Raw genomic sequence first — 22,899 nt, 5'->3', positions numbered from 1 at the left:
AAAAAATAACTTTTTAAGAAAAAATTAATGTGTTGTTTAGATAGGTATAGTACAGTTCAATTTATAGTCAATTTTGTTTTGTGATAAAAAGAAATATTATTTCCTTATAAAGGAGAAATTATTTTTGGGAATATTTATGTATTTCTGTCATAAAATATTTTATTTGTATGATTATTTATGTAAGGTATTTTTGGTTTTTCGATCCTTTTATCTAGTTTGTTTTTTGGAGAAGATTTATGTTCCCCCATTTTTTACAGGTCAATTTTTCGGTGGGTTGTTTCTTGTTTATATCAACGGTAAATTTTTTGTTGTTAGCTCCAAAACTTAGAAGGGTACCTGTCGTAGCTAAGCGTAGAGATGATATGTATAAAATATATTAGCGATACCTTCGTCTTGATTTGTTTTTTGAGCAAGATAGATTTTTATGCCTAAAAGATAGGTTTAATTTCATATTTTTATATGTTTTTTCGGGATCGAACAAAGCGTTAAGAGAATATTTTCATATTTTTATGAAATATTGATTGACATCTACCATTATATAGGATATTTATCCTTACTAAATAGATTCCAAATTTTATAGATGTTACAGAGAAAAACAGTTGGACATCTTGGTGTATTGTTTTGATCTATTTTTTAGAGGTGTTTAAAAAACGTCCATATATGACGGTTTGTTATGTCAGAAAATTTTTTTATAAATTTATTTTTTAGATAGTTTTTTAGGTATTAATTAAAAAAAACAGTACTGAAAAAAATTGTTTGTAATAAGTTTGGTAAAAAAAGATATTTTCTTGCTTCTTCATGCAGGATAATTTTTCTTTTGCATCACATCAAAGTCATTTTAGATGCATATTATTTCGTGTATTTTATGATAGATGTAAAAATCTAGAAAAGAAAATAACTAAGTTAATTACTGCTCAGAATTTTATATCAAAATTCGTGGATGTGATCTTATGTGACGCTTGCCTTGCATCACATCAAAGTCATTTTAGATGCATATTATTTCATGTATTTTATGATTAGGTGTAAAAATATAGAAAAGAAAACAACTAATTTAATCGCTGCTCAGAATTTTATATCAAAATTCGTGGATGTGATCTTATGTGACGCTTGCATCACATCAAAATCATTTTAGATGCATATTATTTTAGATGCATATTATTTCATGTATTTTATGATTAGGTGTAAAAATCTAGAAAAGAAAAAACTAAGTTAATTACTGTTCAGAATTTTTTATATTAAAACTCGTGAATGTGATCTTATGTGACGCTGCTATACATATTTAACAAGTAGATAAGAATCTATTTTATGAAAAAATGGATGAGGGGGTAGATTCATGTTTATTTTAAAAAATAAATCGATTTTCGTGAATCGTGTATCAGGAGATTTTGCTAGATGTCAACTCTCGCTCGATTGCCAATAGAAAAAAATATTCTTGCCTCAACAAATCATTGCAAGAAGAAATTTCTCTACAACATTTATATCATAGTCTCTTAATCAATGATTTCTCTAAATATGGACGAAAAGTCATAAAATATTTGCGCAAAGAAAAACCAGAGCAATATTTGCGTCTTATTTCTCAAATTGCAGTACAAGAAAATATAAAAAAAGAAGAATTATCAAATGGAGATCAATTAACCGATGAACAATTATGTGAAATCATTCGATCTCTCGAAGAAGAATTGCAGATTTTCTCGGATTATTCTAAAAACAAAGATGGCTATGCTCCAAAAATTAAAAAAACAAAGGAATTTTCGTAGGCTTGAATTCTATAACCCTTATGAAAAACAAAAAGATTTTCATAAGATAGGGAAAATAGCACGAGAACGTCTTTTCATGGCTGGAAATCAACTCGGAAAAACTTTGGCTGGTGCTGCTGAAGCTGCAATGCATCTAACAGGTTGTTATCCTTCATGGTGGGTAGGGCATCGTTTTTTACAACAAATCGTAATGGTGGCGGGTTCTGTATCATATGAATTAACACGAGATGGTATTCAACGTCTCTTATTAGGAGAGCCTATGTCTCCAGATCAACAGGGAAGTGGCATGATTCCTGCAAGTAATATCCTTAATTTAACACGGCGTTCAAATGTTGCAGGGGCATGTAATACGGTAACTGTTAGACATATATCTGGAGGAGTATCGGTTTTATTATTGAAAGCATATGAACAGGGTAGAGATAAATGGCAGTCAAATACCGTTAATTATGTATGGTTCGATGAGGAGCCACCAGAAGATGTATATTTTGAAGGACTTACGCGTGTTAATGCAACACAAGGATTGGTTGCTCTAACACTAACACCCTTAAAAGGACGATCTAATATTATTGAGCATTATCTCTCATCTTCTTCACAAGATCGACAAGTTATCCGCATGACTATTGATGAAACGCCCCATTATGATGAGAAAGAAAAAAGAAGAATTATTAATAGTTATCCTCTTCATGAAAGGAAGGCTAGAACAAGTGGAGAACCTATCTTGGGATCTGGACGTATTTTCCCTATTGTAGAGGAAGATATTGTCACCAATTCTTTTGAGATTCCAGAACATTGGGTGCAAATAGGAGGTATGGATTTTGGATGGCATCATCCTTTTGCTGCTGTACATCTTGTCTGGAATCGGGATTCGGATACTATATACGTCGTTAAAAATTATCGATGTCGAGAGCAAACCCCGATATTTCATGCAGCATCATTGAAATCTTGGGGAAATTGGTTTCCTTGGGCTTGGCCTCATGATGGACTGCAGCATGATAAAGGCTCAGGTGAACAATTAGCAGTGCAATATCGTCAACAAGGTATGAAAATGTTGCCAGAATGGGCAACATTTGATGATGGAAGTAATGGCGTTGAAGCAGGGATATCAGATATGTTAGATCGTATGCGATCGGGGCGTTGGAAGGTATTTGCAGAATGTCAAGAATGGTTGGATGAATTTCGTCAATACCATCGCCGTGATGGACGTGTCATCAAAGAAAAAGATGATCTCATATGTGCTAGCCGATATGCGTTGATGATGAAACGTTTCGCTGTTTCCAAGCCGAAACATTCTTCCTGGAAATATGTTCCAAGAAAAGTGATATGACATTTCATATTTGAAAATATGATGAAATATCATGGCTATACATATTTAAACAGTGCTTTCTTATAGAACAAAAAATAGCATTTAAAGCATTCCTTAATTTTAAAATTTGATATTTTTTCATTTCATTTTTAAAAATATTTTTTTTTAATTTCATAATTTAAATAAGAAGTTCACGGTCAATGAGCAGTTATGATCCAAAAATAAATTTTTCAAATAAAATATCGCATCTTATTGCTGATGCAGAAAAAATGCTGGCAGAAAGACAACAATCCTATATTCGTTCACAAGAGTATTATAATGGAATTATGCGGGATGTGACTTCTGTTGCAGGCCATTCTTCTGTTGTATCGTGTGATTTGCGTGCTGCAATTCGTAAAATTATGCCTTCTGTTTGTAGAGTACTTCTGAATGGACATAAATTTGTTGAGTATTCTCCTATACGACAAGGAGACGAAAAAATGGCTAGTGCTGCAAGTGATTATGTTAATCATATCATCTTTCCAGAAGCAAAAGGACGTGATTCCGTTGAAAATGCTATCTATGATGCTTTATTGTCCGGAATCGGTATTTTAACTTGGCGATATGAATTGCAAGAACTGTGCACGACAACTTTACATACTGGTCTTGATGAGCAGTCTTTTATTACGTTAATAAAAGATCCTGATATAGAGGTTTTAGAACACTCTCAAAGAGAAGATGAAGGAGAAAAGGTTCACGATATTCGTATTAGGCGTAAATATTCTCAAGGAAAAGTGTGTATTGATGCTGTTCCACCTGATGAATTCCTCATTCATCCTAGCGCAGTTGATATTGAAAAAAGTCCTATTGTTGGGCGTAAATTATATCTTACACGTTCTGATCTTATTTCTATGGGATATGACCGCCAACATATTAATAGTTTACCTGCGGCATTTTCAAGCAATACTGAAAATATATGGCAATTCCAACAATGTCATAATGCTGATAAAGCTCTTGAAGTGATTGAATACTATGAATTATATGTCACTATTGATTATGATGACGATGGAATTGCAGAATTGCGTCGAGTGATCATGGCGGGTGGCACAGGACAGGATAATATTCTTGTTAATGAAGAATGGGATGAAGTACCTTTTACATGTTTGCGCGCTATCCGTGCGCCACATTGTTTTGTTGGTGAAAGTTTATCGGAATCTATTATCGAAATTCAAAAAATAAAAACTGTTTTATTACGGCAGACACTAGATAATCTTTACTGGCAAAATCAACCACAAACAATTGTTCAAGAAGGAGCAATTGTTGATCCAGAAAGTGTACTCAATCCACAATTTGGAAAGCCTATTCGAGTCGCACCAGGAATGGATGTTCGTAGTGTATTGGGCATCCATAGTGTGCCAATGATCGCAGATAAATCTTTTTCAATGTTGCATTATTTAGATCAAGAATTAGTAGATCGTACGGGTATTTCGAATGTCTCTTCTGGATTATCTCCAGAAATATTGAAGAATATGACTGCGACTGCTACATCTTTGATAGAACAAAGTAGTATAGGGCAAGTAGAGCTTATTGTGCGTACATTAGCGCAAGGATTAGAAATGCTCTTCCGAGGGTTGTTGCGGTTGATTATTCAGCATCAAGATAAGGTCAGAATGGTCAGACTCCGTGATCAATGGGTTTCATTTGATCCTCGATATTGGAATGCAGACATGGATGCAAAGGTCAATATAGGCTTAGGATCAGGAAATCGTGAGAAAGATATTATGATGGTCTCACATCTCTTATCTCTCCAAAAAGAAATTATGGCAACATTTGGGATCAACAATCCTTTTGTATCTGCTGCTAACTTATATAATGGTATTGCATGTCTTGCTGAAGCGATCGGAGTACAAAATGTTAATGAGTACTTTAACAAACCGGATTTAGAAAAACCTTTTACTGCTGATTCTAACGATGAAAAAATTCAAAATTTACAATTTGAACAAGTTCTTTCTTATAATCGTTTACAAGCAGATATGGAATTAAAGCGAGTAAAAATACAGGCGGAAATAGACTTAAAAAGACAAAAATTGGAAGCAGAATATTTACTAGAAAAAAAGAAAAATTGCAGTTGTAGCAAGTCTTGCCAGGATTAAAATTACTTAGAATATAATTTTATTAAATAGTCCATTCTTTTAAAAAAATCATTTTATTATTCTTTAAATCAATATTTTACGAAGGAAATTATTCTATGATAAACTCGGATAATTCGTTTGCTGATATCGAATTGACACATAATCAATTACAGACAAAACCTTGGAACTTTGCAAATAATTCTTCCCAAATATTACAGGGTATCAATAAAGAGTTAGATGATACTATCATAAGCAAAAATGATCATGAGCACGTTTCATATCCTCGAAAAGATAAACGTATTTATGGATCGGATAGACTAAACCAAAAACAACAGGAAAAAAATATAAGATATTCTGTTGATACGGATGAATTTGACAAAAATGATGTTGATGAGAAAGTTAACCTACAATTAGAGAATCAATTAAAGACAGAGATAAAACAAGAAAATTCACATGAGAATAGCCAAAATATTAATGATTTAAATGAAATATCTCTTGATAATGGTGAAAAAATCACAATCTCTGAGCTCAAAGATGGGTATAGCCGACATAAAGAATACCTTTCACAACAACAAGATATTTGGGAACAGAAAAAAAACGTACAAAATCAAGCACAAATTTTGGCACATAGTTCTAAAGCATTAGCACAATTAATCAATCATCATATTCCAGATGAGCCTGATCCTATTTTAGAAAAAACAGATTCGGAAACGTATCATCGTATACGAAATCTGCGAAAAAATGCCTTGGATATCATTAATCATTTTGTCGAAGCAGGGCGAAATCCGGATAATCTTGCTAAGGAATTGGGTTCAGAAATTATAGAAAAAAAATTAGAGGATGAAAATCAAAAATTAGAAAATATTTTTCCCCAAACAAAAGATCCAGCACAACGACAGGATTTTTTTAAAAATGTGTTCAAAATAGGAAATATTCTGGGATTTCAAGAAGAGGAAATGAAAAATATTGCAGATCATCGATTACTTTCGTTGGCTTATTATGCCCAAATAGGATGGAAAGCTCAAAAATTATCTGAAGATGCTTATCATAAAATACGCCATAAACCTGCTGTTAATATTACGAATAAAGCTAGAAACAATAATCATCACCGAATAGTTTCGCAAGAAAAAGCAATACAAAAATTGTCTCAAACTGGATCTTTCGAAGATGCTTTAGCAGTAGATTTTCTATAAAAATAATTACTTAGAATAAATATCGCATATTTTCCAACTTTATCTGGTATATAAGCATTTTTTTAATGCATAAATCTTCTCATATTATTTTGCTAATAAAATATTATACAATTTATAAAAAATTTATACTAATTAAAGGAAAATTTTATATTATGACTATAGTTAATAATACATTTGTTACTACTACTTCTTCTTCTAATAAAGAATCTTTGTCTGATGTTGTATCGCGCATTACACCAGAAGATACTCCTATTTATTCGATGATTAAAAAAGGAACCACACACTCGATACATCCAGAATGGATTGTAGATGATCTTAATTCTCCAGGGATTAACGCACAATTAGAAGGAGATGAATACAGTTTCTAATCAATTACTGCTCCTGAAAGGATGGGGAATTATACGCAGATTATGCGTAAAAGTTGGATTATTTCGGGAACTCAAGAAGCTGTTGATGATGCTGGACACCTCTTAAAATATAAGGAGCAAAAATTAAAAAAAAGCATTAGAAATTCGGAAAGATATTGAATTTGCAATCGTTAGTTCACAAGGATCTGAAAAAACATCACCACGTAAAATGGTTTCTTTGAGTAGTTGGATCAAAACAAATGCTAGAAGGGGAACAGGGGGAAGTTCGGGAGGATATGATTCTGTAACTGGCATGACTAAAAAAGCTAAGGATGGTGCACAAAGATCTTTCTCTAAACAACTTCTTGATGAAGTTATGCAAGAAGGATATCAAAATGGAGCTAACTTTCGCCATATTATCGTTTCACCTTATGTGAAAAGTGAATTTGTTCGATTTATGTCTGATCCCAATGTTGCATCTTTTCGCTATTCTGCATCTGGTAAAGGTCATAATAATACTATTGTTGCAACCGCTGATATATATGATGGGCCATTTGGGAAGGTCATGGTACATCCTAATCGGGTTATGGCAAGCAATGTAGAGACTGCGCGAAATGCTTTTCTCATTGATCCCAATATGTTGGAGTTTTTATGGTTGCGTCCAATCCACGAGGATAAAAATATTTCTAAAAATGGAGATGCCAATAAAGGTGTGCTGATCGGAGAGGGAACCCTAAAAATTAAAAATGAAAAAGCTATAGGGGTAGTAGCTGATTTATTTGGGCTATCAAAAACAACTTAGAAAAGAGGTCAAAATGGATATCTATGATGGTTCGTGGAAATTAATAAATTATGATCCAGAAACTGGAAGAACAATTTGGCATGCATCAGATAATCAACAAGGTGTATATCGAATCGACTATCCTGTATCCAAAATTATGGAAATGAATCAGGCTTGTGCAATAGCTACTAAGAAACAAAATAAGGATTGGCAAAGAATAGCGAGCATACCTTTAAATATTTTAAAAAATTCTCATCTCCTTCAAGCTCATACTGAAGGAGATGATGTTTGGGTCAGTAAGTGGCTTAATAACAAAGATAACGCTTCTTGGCGTACTTCGGAGGGATATGTATAATGGCAAAAGATTATTCTTCTTTATTAATTGATGTGAGTCATTATTCAGAAAAAAGAGGATTTACGTATCTTTTTAAGGATTTTCTGCATAGAATAGAGGTAAAAATCAATCGTGAATTGCGTTTGCGTGAAATGGAAAAAAAGGCATTTCTTTCTCTCGTGGAAGGATCGGTTACACTGCCAGATGATTATATAGAAATTCGTTTTCTTCATGATAATAAGGGAAATAAATTAGATCATCTTCCTTTGAGTATTTCATTGAAAAAGCAAAAAGGATACATCATTACCGCAGATTCAATTTGCGTTTTGCCTGCTGTGTCTGAGGATGTTGTGCTATATTATTATTCCTGCATTCCACCTTTGACAGAAAATAATCCTGTCAATTGGTTATTACATAGAGCTCCAGATCTTTATCTCTATGGTTTGGTAGAAGAAATTGCTTTATGGGAACAAAAAATTGATAAAGCTGCTACTGCGGGTTCTTTGTTCCAGCAGTCTATCAAAAAATTACAGCAAAATGATACTCGTTTACGTTGGGCTGATACTACGTTAAATCGTGGTAGATTAACTCCATGAATATATTAACAATCTTAAATACTATTTGTGATTTAATAGGATTATCTAAATTTGAAAAAATTTATCAAAATCAAGATGAAAATACAGCTCTTCTTGTATCATTATTGCAACAATCTGGTGAGGAAATTTGTTTAAAAGTTGATTGGCCACATTTATTGCGTGAAGTAAAAATACAGAATTTTCCATATCCTCTTCCTCAAGATTATCAAAGACCCCTTCTGGGAAGTGCAATAATAATGCCAGATCTTTCTTTAGGGCGTCCAGTAATGAATATTGCCGATTGGGAAGTTGTTAAAAATTTTTCTAATATCCCTTGGTATTGGATTGATCGTCAGAAGATACATTTTTCTTTTAATTCGCCGGTTACTTTTCGGTATTTTTCTAAACATTGGATAATCGGACGTAATAAAGAAGAAAAAAATAGTATCACTACAGATGATGATAGTACGCTACTTCCGGCATATTTGCTGATCAAAGACGTTGTTTGGCGTTGGCGTCGTGCACAAGGATTAAGTTTTGCTGATTATTTGCGAGAATTTGATTCCGCTCTTGCCATGGAAAAAATCCTCGGAGGATAGAATGTCTTATTCCCTTGAAAATCAATACTCTGATTCAAGTAATAATATTACGATAGAGAATTTTTCTTCGGATTTATAATTTGACGTTGTTTGGCGTTGGCGTCGTGTACAAGGATTAAGTTTTGCTGATTATTTGCGAGAATTTGATTCCGCTCTTGCTATGGAAAAAATCCTCGGAGGATAGAATGTCTTGTTCCCTTGAAAATCAATACTCTGATTCAAGTAATAATATTGCGATAGAGAATTTTTCTTCGGGAAATGAAAAGTTTTTATACTTTCTCATTGAAAAACAACAATTACAAGACAATGTATTTGGTATTTTGCGTAATTTTTGGCCTGCTACAAAAGGTCCAATTATACGTGGAGGATGTAGAAAAATATGTAAACTGAGTTACAATAGTGGTATTACTTCTGCTTTTTCATATAAAAGTAGCACGCAACAAAGAGTATTTCTAGCCAATCACAGAGAAATATATGATGTGACAAATTCTTCTCTCATGCATTCAGAAACTGTATGTGTCTCGAACATGAAATCTGGTGAATGGATGACGTTTCAGTATACAACTCCAGATAAAACTTTTTTGATTGCATTGAATGGTCAAGATGAACGCCAAGTTTATGATGGAAATGAATGGATGTCGGATCATCCTAAAATAATATGCAATGGATACAACGAAAATAATCTCACATATTTTTCATATGGATGGCTTTTTCAAAAATCGTCAATGGTATATCGCTTCAGACAGTATGGATGCATGGTATCTACCGGCTAAATCTTTGGGTGGCGTTGCTAAAGTATTTCCTTTAGGAGGAATAATGCAAGCAGGGGGAGCGTTGCTTGCGGGATTTTCCTTCTCAAATGAAAGTAGTGATGGTTTATCTACACTATGCGTTTTCTTATCTAATCTTGGGGAAGTCGCTGTTTATGGGGGGGATGATCCTGATGTAGAGTCTTCTTTTTTTCTTAAAGCAATTTATCATATTGGGCGTCCATTGGGGAAAAAGGCCATCGTCTTTGTTAAAAACGATGTATTGATTGCAACAAAAAATGGTTTGATTTCGATGAAAAATATCTTCTTACAAGAAGATAAAAATAATTTACCTTTGTCTTGGCCTATACAAGAAGAATGGGAACAAGCAGTGATGGTGGCTCCAACAGGATGGTCGATGACCTTATGGGAAAAACGCAATATGTTATTGATTAGTTTCCCCCAAAACTCTCTTTTATCCGACAAAACATTCGTTATGAATGTAGAGCACAATAATCTCTGGGCTAGTTTCTATAATTGGTTTGCTCAATCATATGTTGTTTCGAATGAAAATCTCTTTTTTGGTGATTATGAAGGAAATTTTTGGCAAGGGGATATTTCAGGTTCAGATAATAATCAGCCTTTTACTGCTGTGTATCTTTCGTCTTTTCATGAAGTTGATCCTCGTCTGGGATTTAAAAAAAAAGCTTGTGTTGCGCATATCTCTCTTCGTGCCTATCAACGTCCTCATCTTAAATTATTTTCTCGTGCTGATTATGATTATAGTTATCCGAATTTCTCAAAAGAAACTTTTAATAATGGTTCTATGAGTAATGGCATATGGGATAATTCTTTATGGGATGAGGTAAAATGGACAGATAACGTATCGATAAAAAAAAAGCAACTATTTAATTTTTGTCAAAATGTCGTGGCTTATGGAAATTTTCTAGCAGTCGGTTGTGTTATGATTTCTTCTGGAAAATTTATAAATGATATTCAAATTAATAACGCAAAACTTTTAGTTGAATAAGGATATATAACAAAATGACAATTATTTGGGGTGGGCATAATAAGCCAGAAATTAATAAGTTAATCGCAGATTTTGTTGCAAAGCGTATCCATAATTGTTTTAATGGTTGGGACCGATTTGTTTCTATGGGAGTCTTGAAAAAAGCGACACTCATAGCGGGTGTTATATACCACAATTATTGTCCCACATCTCGTGTAATAGAATTATCAGGCGCATCTGTAAGTAAATCATGGCTTAGTCGAGAATTATTACAGAAGATCTACAGTTATCCTTGGGATCAATTGTGTTGTCAAGCAGTTATCCATCGTATTCCTGATGATGATTATCCTCAACACCGTATGCTTACTTCTTTAGGAGGGGTTCGCTATCGTATCCCACGTTTGCGAGGTAGGTATGAAGCAGAAAATATCTATGTGATTACGTATGAAGATTGGATGAACAATAAAATTAATAAAAAGACTTTGGTTGATAAGTCATCGTAGTTTTTGTTTTTGAATATCAAAAAATATATTTCTTGTTCTTAATTAATTAATTAATTTTGATTGCGGTTTGATGTTTTTTACCGCCGATATTTTTTTCCTTCCTACAATAATAATAAAAATACAATCTCCTTCAATGATTCAAGCATCATATCTCAAGTGATAAAATGTTTGTTGGTTTGTGCTATTTACAATTATGAGGTTTTATATGGGTAAACAATCCGCACCTGCAGCTCCTGATCCTAAAGATATTTATTCTGTGCAATCATCGGAAAATATTGTTAATTCTCTGATTAATTCAAGTAGAGAAAACATGGATCAGATTACACCAGATGGTATCTTGCGGTATAAACAAGATGGTGTAGACAAGGTGGTTGATCCTTTAATCGGTCGTGAAGTATCTATTCCACATTACGTTCAGAGTTATTCATTGCATCCTCAACAACAAGAGATTTATAATCGAAAAAACATGAATAATCTTTTGTTGTCAGATCTCTTGACGCGGCGGATAACAGATATTCTTCCTGACAACATCAACACTAATACCACACAATTTTCTGCTATTCCTCATACTCAGGACAATAATTTACCAGAACGAGAAACTATTTCTTCCGATGAAGAGAAAAAAATTCTCTATGATTATCCTACAGTTGAAAATCAGCAATATGAAAAGGCCTTGTTAGATCGATTACAGCCGTTATTGCAAAAAGATCGCGAAGACTTGGAAACAAAACTATATAATCAGGGGGTTATGCCAGGATCTGTTTCTTGGAATAGGGCAATAGATGAAACAAATAGAAAGCTCAATGATGCACGTCTATCCACAATTTTAAAAACTTCTGAGGAACAAGAGCGTGTAGATAATATGCAAGCTAGACGCGCTTATTTTCATAATCTTGCGCAAGCACAAAGAGCACAGCAAAAAATAGCTCAAAGACAGCAAGCATTTCATGAAATTCTATCTCTTATGCAAGGTATTACTTCACCTAAAATTTCTATTCCTTTTAAAAATCCTACACCTATAGTTCCCATTGATTATGCAGGAATAGCTCAAGATTCATATCGTAATAAATTAGCAGAATGGAAGGAACAGAAAAAAGAGTTCTATGATATACTCAATATGGGCAATCAATTAGCGCCTCTTATTTCTGATCGTCGAATGAAACGCGATATCAAGCCCGTGGCAAATCTATATCAATATCGATATGTATCAGATCCGGCAAATATCCAAAGAATTGGTGTGATGGCACAAGAAATCAATAAAATTCGCCCATATTCCGTTATTGAAAATCATCAAGGGATACAATCTGTTGATTATGGTCGGCTCTTTAATATTGCTCAAATACGGAGAAAAAACAAAAAAAGATCTGCATGATCAAAGTGAATGGCATTATGAGATAAAGCAACTAACCACATTCGGTTTTTGTTATGTGGTGCTAGCTATTCAAATATTTTGTAATTTTTATTGAGAAATATTTTATTTTATTTTTAAAGGAAATTTCATGCCTCGTATTAGAGAAGTATATACTATTCCATCTGGATCCAAGGCTTATCCCAATAGTAATATTAGTAGCAGTGCTTATAATAATTTATTAGAAGATCTAGCATTGGATAATAACTGTCCTCGTCCTATTTGTGCAGGAGGAACGGCTGCAACTAATGCCATTCAAGCGCGTGTTAATTTAGGCACAGACGATGCTAGAAATCTTACTAAAGGTAAAATCAATGAAACTATATTGCCTTTTCTCCCTGTACAACAAGGGGAGGAAAAGAGCAACTAAATAATAAAATATATTTGGGATGGAATGGAAGGCAATTCACATTACAGGTTGATTCAAGCTCTATGGGAGAAGTTTGGACATCGCGTTTAGCGCCTCTTGCTTTGCAAAATTTAGTCGCTCATGCGAAAACACCGGGCCATATTGTTTATACTGCTGATAGTAATCAATATGCTACAGCTTTTCTTTCTTCCTTTATGCGAGAATTATTATCTTGTAATGATGATTCAGCATTGCATCGAGCTATTTTTAAAAATGGTGTTAAATTTTATAGAGATTCCCAGAAGATTGTCGAATTTATGGATGATGGGGATATCATGTGCTATAAGTACCAAAAAACGGTATGGCAAGGAATAAGACAAGCTCAACATACAGCTGATAACGCAGAAAATATGTATATAAAAAAGACGAAAGTTTCTAATATGCAGCGAGGTCCAGGATATATTCATTTCGATACTGACCGTGGTCCTGTGGGCTGTAGTTATTTTATATCTGATGAGCGATTAAAAAATATACATGGAAAATCATCTGTTTCTGCGCTAGAAAGCATTGAAAAATTAAAATTTATCGATTTCAACTATATTCCTGAAATTGGAATGGATCCTTTAGTCCGACATAAGATTGGTTTTTCGGCAAATAATCTACAAGAAGTCAATAAATCGTTTGTTGATACCATTGGCGATTATTTGACTCCTAATCCATCTTTTATTCTTCCTTATCTAGCAAAAGCCGTACAAGAACTTTCACAAGAAGTAATAAAATTACGTAATATTATTGATAAAAAAACATGAAGTGCATCTATGCGTCTTATGTATTATAAAAAATTCCATGAAATTTGATGTATTAGTCGTTCCACTTATGATAGTTTGAATAATATAAATACTTATTTTTTACTGTATATCTACTTTATATTACTAATTTTTATAAAAAATATTTCGTTAACTGTAATGAGCAGTTCATATTTAAATCGATTTATTTATACAATTGATTTTTTTGCTTTAATATTCTTACAGTGCATCCTTTAATATTTAAAAAGAAATAAATAAATGAATTTTCGGGGGATATTTCATTCATCGAGAGTGATGTGTCCCATAATAAAATAATTTTAAAATGGCACAATATTGAATATCAAAGAGGAAAGGTTATTTAATGAACTATATAATGAATGTAATTGACATATTTCAGCCTTTAGTAGTATTCGGGATTTCTCTTGTTGTTCCTATATTTGTTAAAGGAATTATAGAACCCTTAAAAAATGTATTAAAATTGACAGAAGAAGCTAAGCAATTAGAAATAGAATCTGCATTACGAGATGGTTTGCATAAGGCGGCAAGTAATGCTTTAACCTTTGCTATCTCAAAAATTCAATCTTCTGATATTACTCCTGAAAAAATGAAATTAGCACAAGAGTACCTGCGTAATACCAATCCTGATGCTGTTAATCAACTTAAATTAGATGATCATAAACTAAGTGATATTATTCTTTCGAAGATAACATCACTTCCTAATATTTCTTCTATCAAAGAAGACGAGAAAATGGCTAATGATGCCATAAAAGATAAGCTTAACGATGTTGTTTAAAAATGAAGTAAATTAATAAAAAGTAGTATATTATTTTTAGATAGTATGATATGCTTATAAATGCGTTCCAAATCATATTTCGATGTATTGGGATTGCATGAAATAACATTCATCTCTTCATCGAATTATATGAAGAGGTGCATGTAGATGAAGTAATATTAATAAAATAATAATTATTCTTTTTATTTACATTGTATTATACAAATATATAAAAATTATTTTTGTATATTTATATTTATTACTGTTTTAAATTGTATTTTATTTATTTATATTTTTGTTTTTGTTTTATTAAATATATTGTTATACGATACTACAATATTATACATGTAAAACATTAACTTTGTAAGGAGATTAATGATGGGTTTTGTAAGCAAAAAGTTTGTTAGCAGTCCAATTAATACATTATTATGTAGTGGATTGTTTTTAGGTTTTATGTCTTCTACTGTAATGGCTGATAATTATTACTATCCTGGCCCTTCTAGAGCAGAATTCTCTAATTCAAATTTCTCAAGGTTTCAGGGATTATATATTGGTTCGGATTTTGTTAAAAATGATTCCAATGCTTCTTTTAATTTCCGCAACCTTGTTATGAGAAATATTTCTGTCGGTTATGATGGTCAAGATGGAAGTTTGGTTTATGGTTTATCTTCTAATTTGGAAGGTAACTTTTTAAACAAGGACACCGATCTTAATAATTTATCTGCTACGTTCTTATTACGTACTGGTTTTACTTTTGATAATTCAAATTCTACTATTTTCCAAAACACTCTTGTTTATGGATTTGGAGGGTTTCGTGTAAAAGATATTTCAAATGTTAAAAATATACGAGGCTTTATACCACGTCCTACATCAGATACAGTTTTAGGTGTTGGAATTGAAAAGAAAATAGCAAGTATGTTCTCAGTTCGTGCTGAATATAGTTTCTCATCTCCATATAATCAGTTGCAATATAGTTCATGGAAAAACGTAGGAGTATCAACAGGTGTAGTTGTTCGTTTTTAATATGAATTAATTATGGGAATTTATGAACATTAAGCTTTGAATCCTTTCCCGTATTGATGGGAAAGGATTTTTGCTATGTTTATATTTTATGATTTTTGCTATGTTTATATTTTATTCCGAATAATTTAGGCAGTTTCTTGTTTTTTAGGAATAGTGGGCTGATTGTTTTAAACTTTCCTCTGCAAGCAAATACGTCTATAATGTTATGGGTACTGTTTATTATAAACGTCATTTTTATCTTTTGTTATATGACTATGTTATAGGTGAATTATACTTTATGAAAGACGTTTGGTCATGATGGTTGACTTTCCATATTATCTTTTAAAAAAATCATTCCGCATCTTCCACACAGACAGAGTAGAATCAAAAATTACTTGAGTCCAGCCGGATTACTATAGGTATTTTAGTTGTCTGGTATCTGCTATATTGGTCAGTTAATTAAAATATTCGGATAATTAAAAATATTATAATAAAAATAACATGGTTTATTTTCTCTCATTGAGTGTAAAAAAATTATCTTGCTATTTATCGATGTTCTAGCTTAAATACTCAGCATTGTGCTATTTTATGATAATAATCATGAAAGTAAGATACATTAAATAACCGTTGAGAGATTTATAATGTCGTTTTCTAACTTTTATGATATCAAGCCTTTTTTTCTATTGCTAGTATTTTTATCTTTTTCTTGTAGGTTGCCATCAAGAAGACAAGAAAGTTCAATTGATGAAATTTCTATGAAAGAAAAAATAGGGCAAATGTTGATTGTTGGTTTTGATGGCTTTGAGTTGGAGCCCAATAGCCCAATTGGACTTGCTATTCAAAATAGGCAGGTTGGAGGAGTGATTCTCTTTGATCATGATTTTAAAAAGAACTCTTACCAAAGAAATATTAAAGATCCTAATCAATTGCATAAATTAACAACAGCATTACAAAATATGGCTAAGGAAGCTGATCAACATAGAGCGAATTTAAAAGAATCTTCATTTCCTTTAATTGTCGCAATTGATTATGAAGGTGGTTCTGTAGAGCGCTTAAGTAGTCGCTATGGTTTCCCTAAAACATATTCTGCACAACAGTTTGCGAAATTACCTCTTAAGCAGAGAAAGCAACAAGCTGAAAGTATGGCTAAAACTTTGCTAAACTCGGGTATTAATACGAACTTTGCGCCAGTTGTTGATCTTTTATACGGACCAAAAACATTTATTGCACTAAATGAACGTAGTTTTTCAAGCAATCCTGAAGAAGTAGAAAAGAATGCTAAATTATTATCTCGCACTTATAAAAAATATGGAATAGCTTGTGCTTACAAACACTTTCCTGGGCATGGTAGTGCCGTAGGTGATACTCATTTAGGTTTTGTTGATGTAACTGATACTTGGAATAAAAAGGAATTAAAGCCATATCAATCTGGAATTTCTCATAATAATGCATGTCCTATTGTTATGAGCGCACATGTTGTTAATCGTAATTTAGACCCTAGTGGCAAACCAGCTACTTTATCTAAGGTTATAATACAAGATAAATTACGGGATGAGATGGGCTTTCAGGGCGTTGTTAGCACTGATTGCATGCAAATGGGAGCTATATCGGCTAATTATAGTGAGTGAAGCATTAAAGTTACCTATTAATGCGGGGGTCGATATGTTGATTTTTAGTAATTAGCGAGTTCCTGTTTGGCAAGATCCTGCTAATGTAATTGAAATTATTTATAATCATGTAAAGTCAGGTGAGATTGAAGCAAGCAGAATTGAAAGCGCTTATCAACGTATAATGAAGCTAAAGAAGAAGTATTTACATAATATTGCCAAATATAACTCAGATAAAGTAATGATATACAAATAGATTATTGCTCATTTTTTTAATAGGAATGATATAGTTAAACAACTCGGGAATGATAACAGACTTCTTTTTAATATTTACTATGAAAATTTCCCTAGATGCTATCAAAGTATCGTTTCAGATTATCTCTTGGAGAGAACATGCAAAAAATTTCCTTACGAATTCCAGATGATTGGCATCTACATTTACGTGATGGAGAAATATTAAAAACTGTTATCAAGGATACTGTGAGAAATTTTAAACGAGCTCTTATTATGCCTAATACTAATCCTCCGATTATGACAACCCATGATGTACGTGCTTATCGTCAGAGGATTTTAGATGCAGTTCCTCCAGGATATGATTTTTCTCCCTTGATGACTATATATCTCACTGCAACAACAGATCCGGATGATGTGGAGGAAGGATTTTCCTCTGGATTAGTTCAGGCGGTAAAACTATATTTTATTGGTAGTACTACAAATTCTCACAATGGTGTAGATAGTATTGAGAGTGTGTTTCCTGTATTGGAAAGAATGGAAAAAATAGGAATGCCACTGTGCATTCATGGAGAAATGCCGGATCCGGATATTGATTTTTTTGATCGGGAGTTAGTTTTTATAGAAAAGATTTTAGAACCTTTGCGTAATAAACTACCAAACTTAAAAATTATTTTTGAACATATAACAACTTCACATGGCATTGACTATGTCAATAACTCTTCTAACATAGCTGCTTCTATTACTGTTCATCATCTTATTATTAATAGAAATGCAATGTTTCAGAATGGTCTTAATCCGCATTATTACTGCCTTCCACTCCCAAAACGAGAGGAACATCGTCTTGCTCTTCGTAAGGCTGCCGTTTCTGGTAATTCTAGATTTTTTCTTGGCACTGACTCTGCTCCTCATTTAGATTCTTCTAAAGAATCATCTTATGGCTGTGCTGGTATTTATACTGCAAAAAATTCTCTTAATTGTCTTGCTCAAGTATTTGAACAAGAAAATAAACTTGAAAATTTAGAAAGTTTTGTTAGCATTAACGGTGCAACATGGTATGGCATACCGTTAAATACAGAGAAAATATCCCTAATAAAACGTGAAAAACCCATTTTTTTTGATGAAAAAATTAATACTTCCATGGGATATATTACGATTTTTAACCCACTATTTTCATTATATTGGGAAGTAGTTCATAATGATAATATTTAAAGTTATAATAAGTTGACGTATCTCTTATCTGTCTGACATTATACAATAGGTATTTTTAAATAGTAGGAAGGATTTTGTTAGTCAGTGAATATTAATAATTTTTCAGAAAAAAAAGTAATCGCAGAGTTGATGGCTGAAATTCTTTTTGAAATTCAAGCTGTTGATTTCTCGCCCCAAAATCCGTATCATCTTACCTCAGGAATTGTTAGTCCCGTATATATTGATTGTCGAAAACTTATTTCTTTTGCAAATGCACGCTCAATGGTTATGGATTTGACGGAAAAGGTTGTATTAAGACATATAGGGATTGAATCTATTGATATTATTGCAGGCGGAGAAACAGCAGGGATCCCATTCGCGGCATTTTTAGCTGAACGTTTGAAATTACCAATGATCTATATCAGAAAAAAAGCAAAAAAGTATGGTCAAAAATCTCAAATAGAAGGGCATATGTTTAAAGGAGCTCGTGTTCTTATTATAGAAGACTTGGTTACTTTAGGTGGTTCAATGTTTGATTTCATTAAGGTTGTTCGTGATTCGGGTGGAATAATTGACAATGGAATTGGGTTGTTTTTTTATAATATATTCCCTGAATCTTTTGGACGATTTCGTGAAAATAATATAAACTTTCATTATCTTTCTACATGGCATGATGTTTTAAAAATCGCTGGAAAATTAAAAATTTTTAATCAAGATGTTTTAAAGGAAGTACAATTTTTTCTTGAAAATCCAATGGAATGGTCACAGAAAAACGGTGGTATTGGAAAAATGTAATTATTAAATTTATTGACGAGAAAATAAATAAGATTTTCTAATTCTAATAAAAATATGAAATAATAATGTTGGGCCGCTCCCTTGGGAGTCGGCCCTTATTATCTATTGTAACTTTTTGTCTCGATATTTAGATATCACCTCCGCTACTTAAAGCATATATATATGCGATAAAGTAATAAAACACCGATTATTATGAATACTTATTCTCATGAGTATAAGAAAAAATCGGATGATAATTACTTATATCGCATAATTTTTTTAGTATATGTGATTTACTCTTGATCTTAGAAATAAGCTATTTTAAATGTTAATAATAGCAAGACAACAGCGGAAACACGATTTTGTATTTTCACAAATTTAGGTGTGGAAAATAGTTTTCTCAATTGGCCGCTTATAAAAGCGTAAGTCACGAGAACCATAGTATCAACACCCACTACTGTGAACGATAGAATAAGAGACTGTGGAAGCAAACGATGTTCCATATTTAAATATGGAGGAATCATAGCCATCAATAATATCCATGCTTTTCCATTTGTAAAATCTGTAATAAAACCTTTAGTAAAAGATTCTAATTTAGTAAAAGGAGGAATTTGATCTAAAGGAAGATCATTAAAAGGAGAGAACCAAGCGCCCCACGCAGAATAGATCAACCAACAAACTCCTAACACTTTAATGATTAACATTGTATAATCTAAACTAGATAAGAATTTTGTTCCTAAGGTCACCGCTAACATTATAATAAAGATCGCTATCTCTTGTCCTAAAATTAGAGTTTTAGAAGAACGCCATCCATGTTGTAATGAGTGATTAATGGTGAGAATATTACCCGGCCCGGGGGCAGAGGCGATTACAAAACAAAAAACCACAAACGAAAGCCATGTTTCGAAAGCCATATCATACTCCTTTCTATCTTATTCTATAGTTTAAAGTTTATAGTGAAGATAATAGTTTTTACTAGATATAGTAACGAACATTCATGTGTTTTCAGAATCTGAAAACGACTATTTAAAATCACAATTGGTGAATTATAGAAAATTATATTGCTTTTTACAATAGTATTTTACACTTTTTTTATATATTACAAATAACATGCCATTTTTCCTTAATATATATTTAATATTTTGCCATTCTTAGAAGATAAATACACTAAACGTATCACCATAGAATCTTCCGATCATACGTAGGATTATTCACTTGTTAAAGAACCTGTAATTGTCCTTAGAGGCCTAAAATTCCAAAGTGATCGCCAAGGCAATGAAGTGGGTTCACGAAGGAGTAATACGTTACTGCAAGTAAGAACTTTCTAAACTGCAAGTAAGAACTTTATACAAGTAAGAACTTTATAATAGGACATGTTGGAGTACATCCTTGGGGGGAATAAAATCTATACTAGTTCTATATCTCTAGAAGACCATTCAATTAATATTAAAGATTCTAAAGTTCTTATCAACGAAAAACCTCTTTTCGCAAATCAAACTTTTAGAGACCTAACAACTTACGGTAACACCACATCATTATATTTTACTGATTTTGGCGGTAATAAACACCACATACGACGATGATTTAGAAATATTTACTTCAGAAAAAGACTCTTCAGAAAGATTGATATACCCAGCTGGCATAACTATAAATAAAGATAGATCAATTACTTTTAAAGCAGAAAAGATCCTTTTAAATGACAAGTCTCTTTTCCAACCCATCGAAAACAAGGTAGAATCTATATATGGTCGTGTTAAGAAGTTAGAAGATACACCATTAACGATTGGCGTTCCTTTCGATGAAAAAGTTTTAGATTCTATTAAGAAGGAAGTTACCGATCTCACAAAAATATATTAAAAGAGTTAGAGTTAAAACCAACTTATTCTCCATCAACCAGTGTGTCGCCACTCGATGAAAAAACTCTAGATCCGATCAAAAAAGAGGTTTACAGATCTTAAGGGTGAGATAAACAATACTCAAAGCAAGACTTCGGTATATGATACTAAATTAGGTGAACAAGAAAATCTTATAACCATTCTTAAAGATGAAATCAAAGAGTTAAAAGATACAATATCAGAGAATGAAAAATTAAAGGAAGAAGTTCTCCTCGAATTAAAAGGACATTCCATTATCCTGAAAAGGGTTGATGATATAGAAAACTGATACAGAAACCTTACCTCTGTAGTCGATCGCATTTATCATAATGTTGATAATGTAAATTTTATTGAACTTGCTAAAGACGCGTTTGCTATCGCATTGAAAACATTAGAGAACGAAAATAAAATAGATAGGGTTTCCTCCGATGTCAACAAGGGCCAATTAGATCTAGGTAGTGTGGCAACAAAACTACAAGCCGACATCAATATTTTAGAAACAAAAGTTATAAATATTGAGAAAAAACTTCCACTCGGAACAGCTCCATCCTTTAGAACTCAACCAACTGTGGACGAAAACTCCAATATTGATTATAGAATTAGATTATTTATGAAATCGAGAACCAATTCTCGTTGTTGCAAATTTAGGGTTTCCGCCGAAAAATCAGTTGGAGACGCTGTATCATGAAATGAGATACTAGCTTGGGAAGACCCAACATTTGCTGCTACTTAGTTTTTCTTCTACGATTTGTTCTTCAGCTTCTACTACCGAGATTGAAACCGAGATTGAAAGAAGTGCATGGTGGAGAGTTACAGATAAAATAACTTCTAAAATGGGTGAAATCCATTACTATGTACAAGAGGTTATGTCCAAATGACAAAAAATAGTGACCAACCAACTCATAGAAAGCAACCACAAGGAAAGCATTTACAAGGAAAAAATTTAATGAGCTTTGTGCCAGATTCGAGAATTTTGAGAAACGATTCGAGAATTTTGAAAAACAATATATCAAACAACAATAGGATATTAGAGAGATTTTAAATATACGTACTACTCTCAAAGGAGTGAGTGCGTTTTTCAAAACTATTGGGGGCCATTGGCTACTGCTGCGACTTAGCAGCGATTGTATATAATTTTCAAGTTACAAACATGATACAGTCTTTTATTGTTGGGGGGGTATTTAGGTTCTTGCTTCGTTTTATTCCGTCTGTGTTTGAAACGATAGTAGAGCATATGAAGTACAAGCAATCAATAGAACACGATAGGTTGAAGCTTGAATTGGCGAAGATCAATGCCGAGAACCTGGTTGCTCTTGAAAGGATTAAAGATAAACCAGTGATATTAGCTAGGATTCATGAGCATAAACACAAAAGTGGCACACAATGGGTTGATAGCTTCAAAGCTCTTGTTCGACCTCTGACAACTGTTTTTTGGATTATTGTTTATCCGTTATTAGTAATTTCTCTTGTGAGAGAAGGGGTTTATTCACGAATCCTTCAATGATTCTAGCTACATTTACTCAGGATATAATATCTTGTACCCGTGGCTTTTGGTACACCGATAAAATAGTGCAGAAGAATAGAGTTTAAAGCAAAAAGAGGGCTAATAAGCCCTATCTCTGTA

The 22,899-nt window shown here is 32.7% G+C and carries 22 protein-coding genes and 2 pseudogenes; 23 read left to right on the top strand and 1 reads right to left on the bottom strand.

The annotated features are described in order from the left end of the window. Nucleotides 1-1,385: 1,385 nt before the first annotated feature. From G293_RS05510 to G293_RS00115, 19 genes and pseudogenes are all read left to right on the top strand, one after another. On the top strand, nt 1,386-1,757 hold the full coding sequence (locus tag G293_RS05510; RefSeq protein WP_244464400.1) for a hypothetical protein: 372 nt from the start codon (nt 1,386-1,388) through the stop codon (nt 1,755-1,757). Beyond that, the gene (locus tag G293_RS00195; protein ID WP_083965928.1) at nt 1,714-3,081 is read left to right on the top strand and encodes a terminase large subunit domain-containing protein; all 1,368 of its coding nucleotides are present in this window, start codon (nt 1,714-1,716) and stop codon (nt 3,079-3,081) included. Before G293_RS05510 ends, G293_RS00195 begins: the two co-directional genes overlap by 44 nt. 179 nt (nt 3,082-3,260) lie before the next feature. After that, entirely contained in the window at nt 3,261-5,192 is a 1,932-nt protein-coding gene (locus tag G293_RS00190; protein ID WP_047263799.1) for a portal protein, read from the top strand. A gap of 95 nt (nt 5,193-5,287) precedes the next feature. Continuing rightward, nucleotides 5,288-6,364, top strand: coding sequence for a hypothetical protein (locus tag G293_RS05850; RefSeq protein ID WP_244464399.1), 1,077 nt, complete (start codon nt 5,288-5,290; stop codon nt 6,362-6,364). A gap of 152 nt (nt 6,365-6,516) precedes the next feature. Beyond that, nucleotides 6,517-7,513: pseudogene (locus G293_RS00180) on the top strand (DUF5309 domain-containing protein). 13 nt (nt 7,514-7,526) lie between these two features. After that, nucleotides 7,527-7,847 carry a hypothetical protein gene (locus G293_RS05845; RefSeq protein ID WP_047263798.1) on the top strand — a complete coding sequence of 107 codons (321 nt, stop codon included), beginning with the start codon at nt 7,527-7,529 and terminating at the stop codon, nt 7,845-7,847. Beyond that, nucleotides 7,847-8,422 (top strand): phage adaptor protein, encoded by a 576-nt coding sequence (locus G293_RS00170; protein WP_047263797.1) that lies wholly within the window; start codon nt 7,847-7,849, stop codon nt 8,420-8,422. Before G293_RS05845 ends, G293_RS00170 begins: the two co-directional genes overlap by 1 nt. Further along, on the top strand, nt 8,419-9,000 hold the full coding sequence (locus G293_RS00165) for a hypothetical protein (protein WP_047263796.1): 582 nt from the start codon (nt 8,419-8,421) through the stop codon (nt 8,998-9,000). The genes G293_RS00170 and G293_RS00165 overlap by 4 nt, the downstream gene beginning before the upstream one ends. 122 nt (nt 9,001-9,122) lie before the next feature. After that, nucleotides 9,123-9,773: a hypothetical protein gene (locus G293_RS05840; RefSeq protein WP_244464398.1), complete on the top strand. Its 651-nt coding sequence runs from the start codon at nt 9,123-9,125 to the stop codon at nt 9,771-9,773. Continuing rightward, a complete protein-coding gene (locus G293_RS05605; RefSeq protein ID WP_158402207.1) occupies nt 9,700-10,779 on the top strand; it encodes a hypothetical protein in 1,080 nt (359 codons plus the stop codon). The genes G293_RS05840 and G293_RS05605 overlap by 74 nt, the downstream gene beginning before the upstream one ends. Before the next feature lie 14 nt (nt 10,780-10,793). After that, nucleotides 10,794-11,261: a hypothetical protein gene (locus tag G293_RS00150; protein ID WP_200897311.1), complete on the top strand. Its 468-nt coding sequence runs from the start codon at nt 10,794-10,796 to the stop codon at nt 11,259-11,261. A gap of 205 nt (nt 11,262-11,466) precedes the next feature. Beyond that, a complete protein-coding gene (locus tag G293_RS00145) occupies nt 11,467-12,633 on the top strand; it encodes a tail fiber domain-containing protein (RefSeq protein WP_047263793.1) in 1,167 nt (388 codons plus the stop codon). A 127-nt stretch (nt 12,634-12,760) separates the two neighbouring features. After that, the gene (locus G293_RS05835; protein ID WP_244464397.1) at nt 12,761-13,039 is read left to right on the top strand and encodes a hypothetical protein; all 279 of its coding nucleotides are present in this window, start codon (nt 12,761-12,763) and stop codon (nt 13,037-13,039) included. 62 nt (nt 13,040-13,101) lie between these two features. Next, nucleotides 13,102-13,827, top strand: a complete 726-nt coding sequence (locus G293_RS05830) for a tail fiber domain-containing protein (RefSeq protein WP_244464396.1) — start codon at nt 13,102-13,104, stop codon at nt 13,825-13,827. 358 nt (nt 13,828-14,185) lie between these two features. Then, nucleotides 14,186-14,617 carry a hypothetical protein gene (locus G293_RS00135; protein ID WP_244464395.1) on the top strand — a complete coding sequence of 144 codons (432 nt, stop codon included), beginning with the start codon at nt 14,186-14,188 and terminating at the stop codon, nt 14,615-14,617. Nucleotides 14,618-14,971: 354 nt separating this feature from the next. After that, entirely contained in the window at nt 14,972-15,619 is a 648-nt protein-coding gene (locus G293_RS00130; RefSeq protein WP_047263792.1) for a CLIBASIA_05150 family virulence factor, read from the top strand. A 620-nt stretch (nt 15,620-16,239) separates the two neighbouring features. Further along, on the top strand, nt 16,240-17,226 hold the full coding sequence (locus tag G293_RS00125) for a glycoside hydrolase family 3 N-terminal domain-containing protein (RefSeq protein ID WP_052774991.1): 987 nt from the start codon (nt 16,240-16,242) through the stop codon (nt 17,224-17,226). Between the two features lie 372 nt (nt 17,227-17,598). Beyond that, nucleotides 17,599-18,648: a dihydroorotase gene (gene pyrC / locus G293_RS00120; RefSeq protein ID WP_047263791.1), complete on the top strand. Its 1,050-nt coding sequence runs from the start codon at nt 17,599-17,601 to the stop codon at nt 18,646-18,648. Between the two features lie 84 nt (nt 18,649-18,732). Beyond that, nucleotides 18,733-19,422 (top strand): orotate phosphoribosyltransferase, encoded by a 690-nt coding sequence (locus tag G293_RS00115; RefSeq protein WP_047263790.1) that lies wholly within the window; start codon nt 18,733-18,735, stop codon nt 19,420-19,422. Nucleotides 19,423-19,706: 284 nt separating this feature from the next. Here the strand turns inward: G293_RS00115 and G293_RS00110 are convergent, their stop codons facing one another. Then, the gene (locus tag G293_RS00110) at nt 19,707-20,315 is read right to left on the bottom strand and encodes a LysE family translocator (RefSeq protein WP_047263789.1); all 609 of its coding nucleotides are present in this window, start codon (nt 20,313-20,315) and stop codon (nt 19,707-19,709) included. Between the two features lie 637 nt (nt 20,316-20,952). Here G293_RS00110 and G293_RS00105 point away from each other — a divergent pair. From G293_RS00105 to G293_RS00095, 4 genes and pseudogenes are all read left to right on the top strand, one after another. Then, nucleotides 20,953-21,258 carry a hypothetical protein gene (locus tag G293_RS00105; RefSeq protein WP_047263788.1) on the top strand — a complete coding sequence of 102 codons (306 nt, stop codon included), beginning with the start codon at nt 20,953-20,955 and terminating at the stop codon, nt 21,256-21,258. A gap of 399 nt (nt 21,259-21,657) precedes the next feature. Beyond that, a complete protein-coding gene (locus tag G293_RS00100) occupies nt 21,658-21,963 on the top strand; it encodes a hypothetical protein (protein WP_047263787.1) in 306 nt (101 codons plus the stop codon). A 31-nt stretch (nt 21,964-21,994) separates the two neighbouring features. Then, nucleotides 21,995-22,153 (top strand): hypothetical protein, encoded by a 159-nt coding sequence (locus G293_RS05705; protein WP_158402205.1) that lies wholly within the window; start codon nt 21,995-21,997, stop codon nt 22,151-22,153. 272 nt (nt 22,154-22,425) lie between these two features. Further along, a pseudogene (locus G293_RS00095) lies at nt 22,426-22,865 on the top strand (hypothetical protein). Nucleotides 22,866-22,899: the final 34 nt, after the last annotated feature.

It is taken from the genome of Candidatus Liberibacter africanus PTSAPSY (assembly GCF_001021085.1).
In the GTDB taxonomy this organism is placed as follows: Bacteria; Pseudomonadota; Alphaproteobacteria; order Rhizobiales; family Rhizobiaceae; genus Liberibacter; species Liberibacter africanus.
The sequence above is the reverse complement of the archived record's forward strand: the minus strand, read 5'-3'. Positions and strand labels throughout refer to the sequence as shown.

Bases quoted from the DNA above. Each gene is read 5' to 3' on its own strand.
- G293_RS00145 (WP_047263793.1), top strand. From the start codon at position 11,467: ATGGGTAAACAATCCGCACCTGCAGCTCCTGATCCTAAAGATATTTAT.
- G293_RS00125 (WP_052774991.1), top strand. From the start codon at position 16,240: ATGTCGTTTTCTAACTTTTATGATATCAAGCCTTTTTTTCTATTGCTA.
- G293_RS05850 (WP_244464399.1), top strand. From the start codon at position 5,288: ATGATAAACTCGGATAATTCGTTTGCTGATATCGAATTGACACATAAT.
- G293_RS00190 (WP_047263799.1), top strand. From the start codon at position 3,261: ATGAGCAGTTATGATCCAAAAATAAATTTTTCAAATAAAATATCGCAT.
- G293_RS00165 (WP_047263796.1), top strand. From the start codon at position 8,419: ATGAATATATTAACAATCTTAAATACTATTTGTGATTTAATAGGATTA.
- G293_RS00195 (WP_083965928.1), top strand. From the start codon at position 1,714: ATGGCTATGCTCCAAAAATTAAAAAAACAAAGGAATTTTCGTAGGCTT.
- pyrC (WP_047263791.1), top strand. From the start codon at position 17,599: ATGCAAAAAATTTCCTTACGAATTCCAGATGATTGGCATCTACATTTA.
- G293_RS00135 (WP_244464395.1), top strand. From the start codon at position 14,186: ATGAACTATATAATGAATGTAATTGACATATTTCAGCCTTTAGTAGTA.
- G293_RS05835 (WP_244464397.1), top strand. From the start codon at position 12,761: ATGCCTCGTATTAGAGAAGTATATACTATTCCATCTGGATCCAAGGCT.
- G293_RS05845 (WP_047263798.1), top strand. From the start codon at position 7,527: ATGGATATCTATGATGGTTCGTGGAAATTAATAAATTATGATCCAGAA.
- G293_RS00130 (WP_047263792.1), top strand. From the start codon at position 14,972: ATGATGGGTTTTGTAAGCAAAAAGTTTGTTAGCAGTCCAATTAATACA.
- G293_RS00110 (WP_047263789.1), bottom strand. From the start codon at position 20,315: ATGGCTTTCGAAACATGGCTTTCGTTTGTGGTTTTTTGTTTTGTAATC.
- G293_RS00170 (WP_047263797.1), top strand. From the start codon at position 7,847: ATGGCAAAAGATTATTCTTCTTTATTAATTGATGTGAGTCATTATTCA.
- G293_RS05830 (WP_244464396.1), top strand. From the start codon at position 13,102: ATGGGAGAAGTTTGGACATCGCGTTTAGCGCCTCTTGCTTTGCAAAAT.
- G293_RS05605 (WP_158402207.1), top strand. From the start codon at position 9,700: ATGGATGGCTTTTTCAAAAATCGTCAATGGTATATCGCTTCAGACAGT.
- G293_RS00150 (WP_200897311.1), top strand. From the start codon at position 10,794: ATGACAATTATTTGGGGTGGGCATAATAAGCCAGAAATTAATAAGTTA.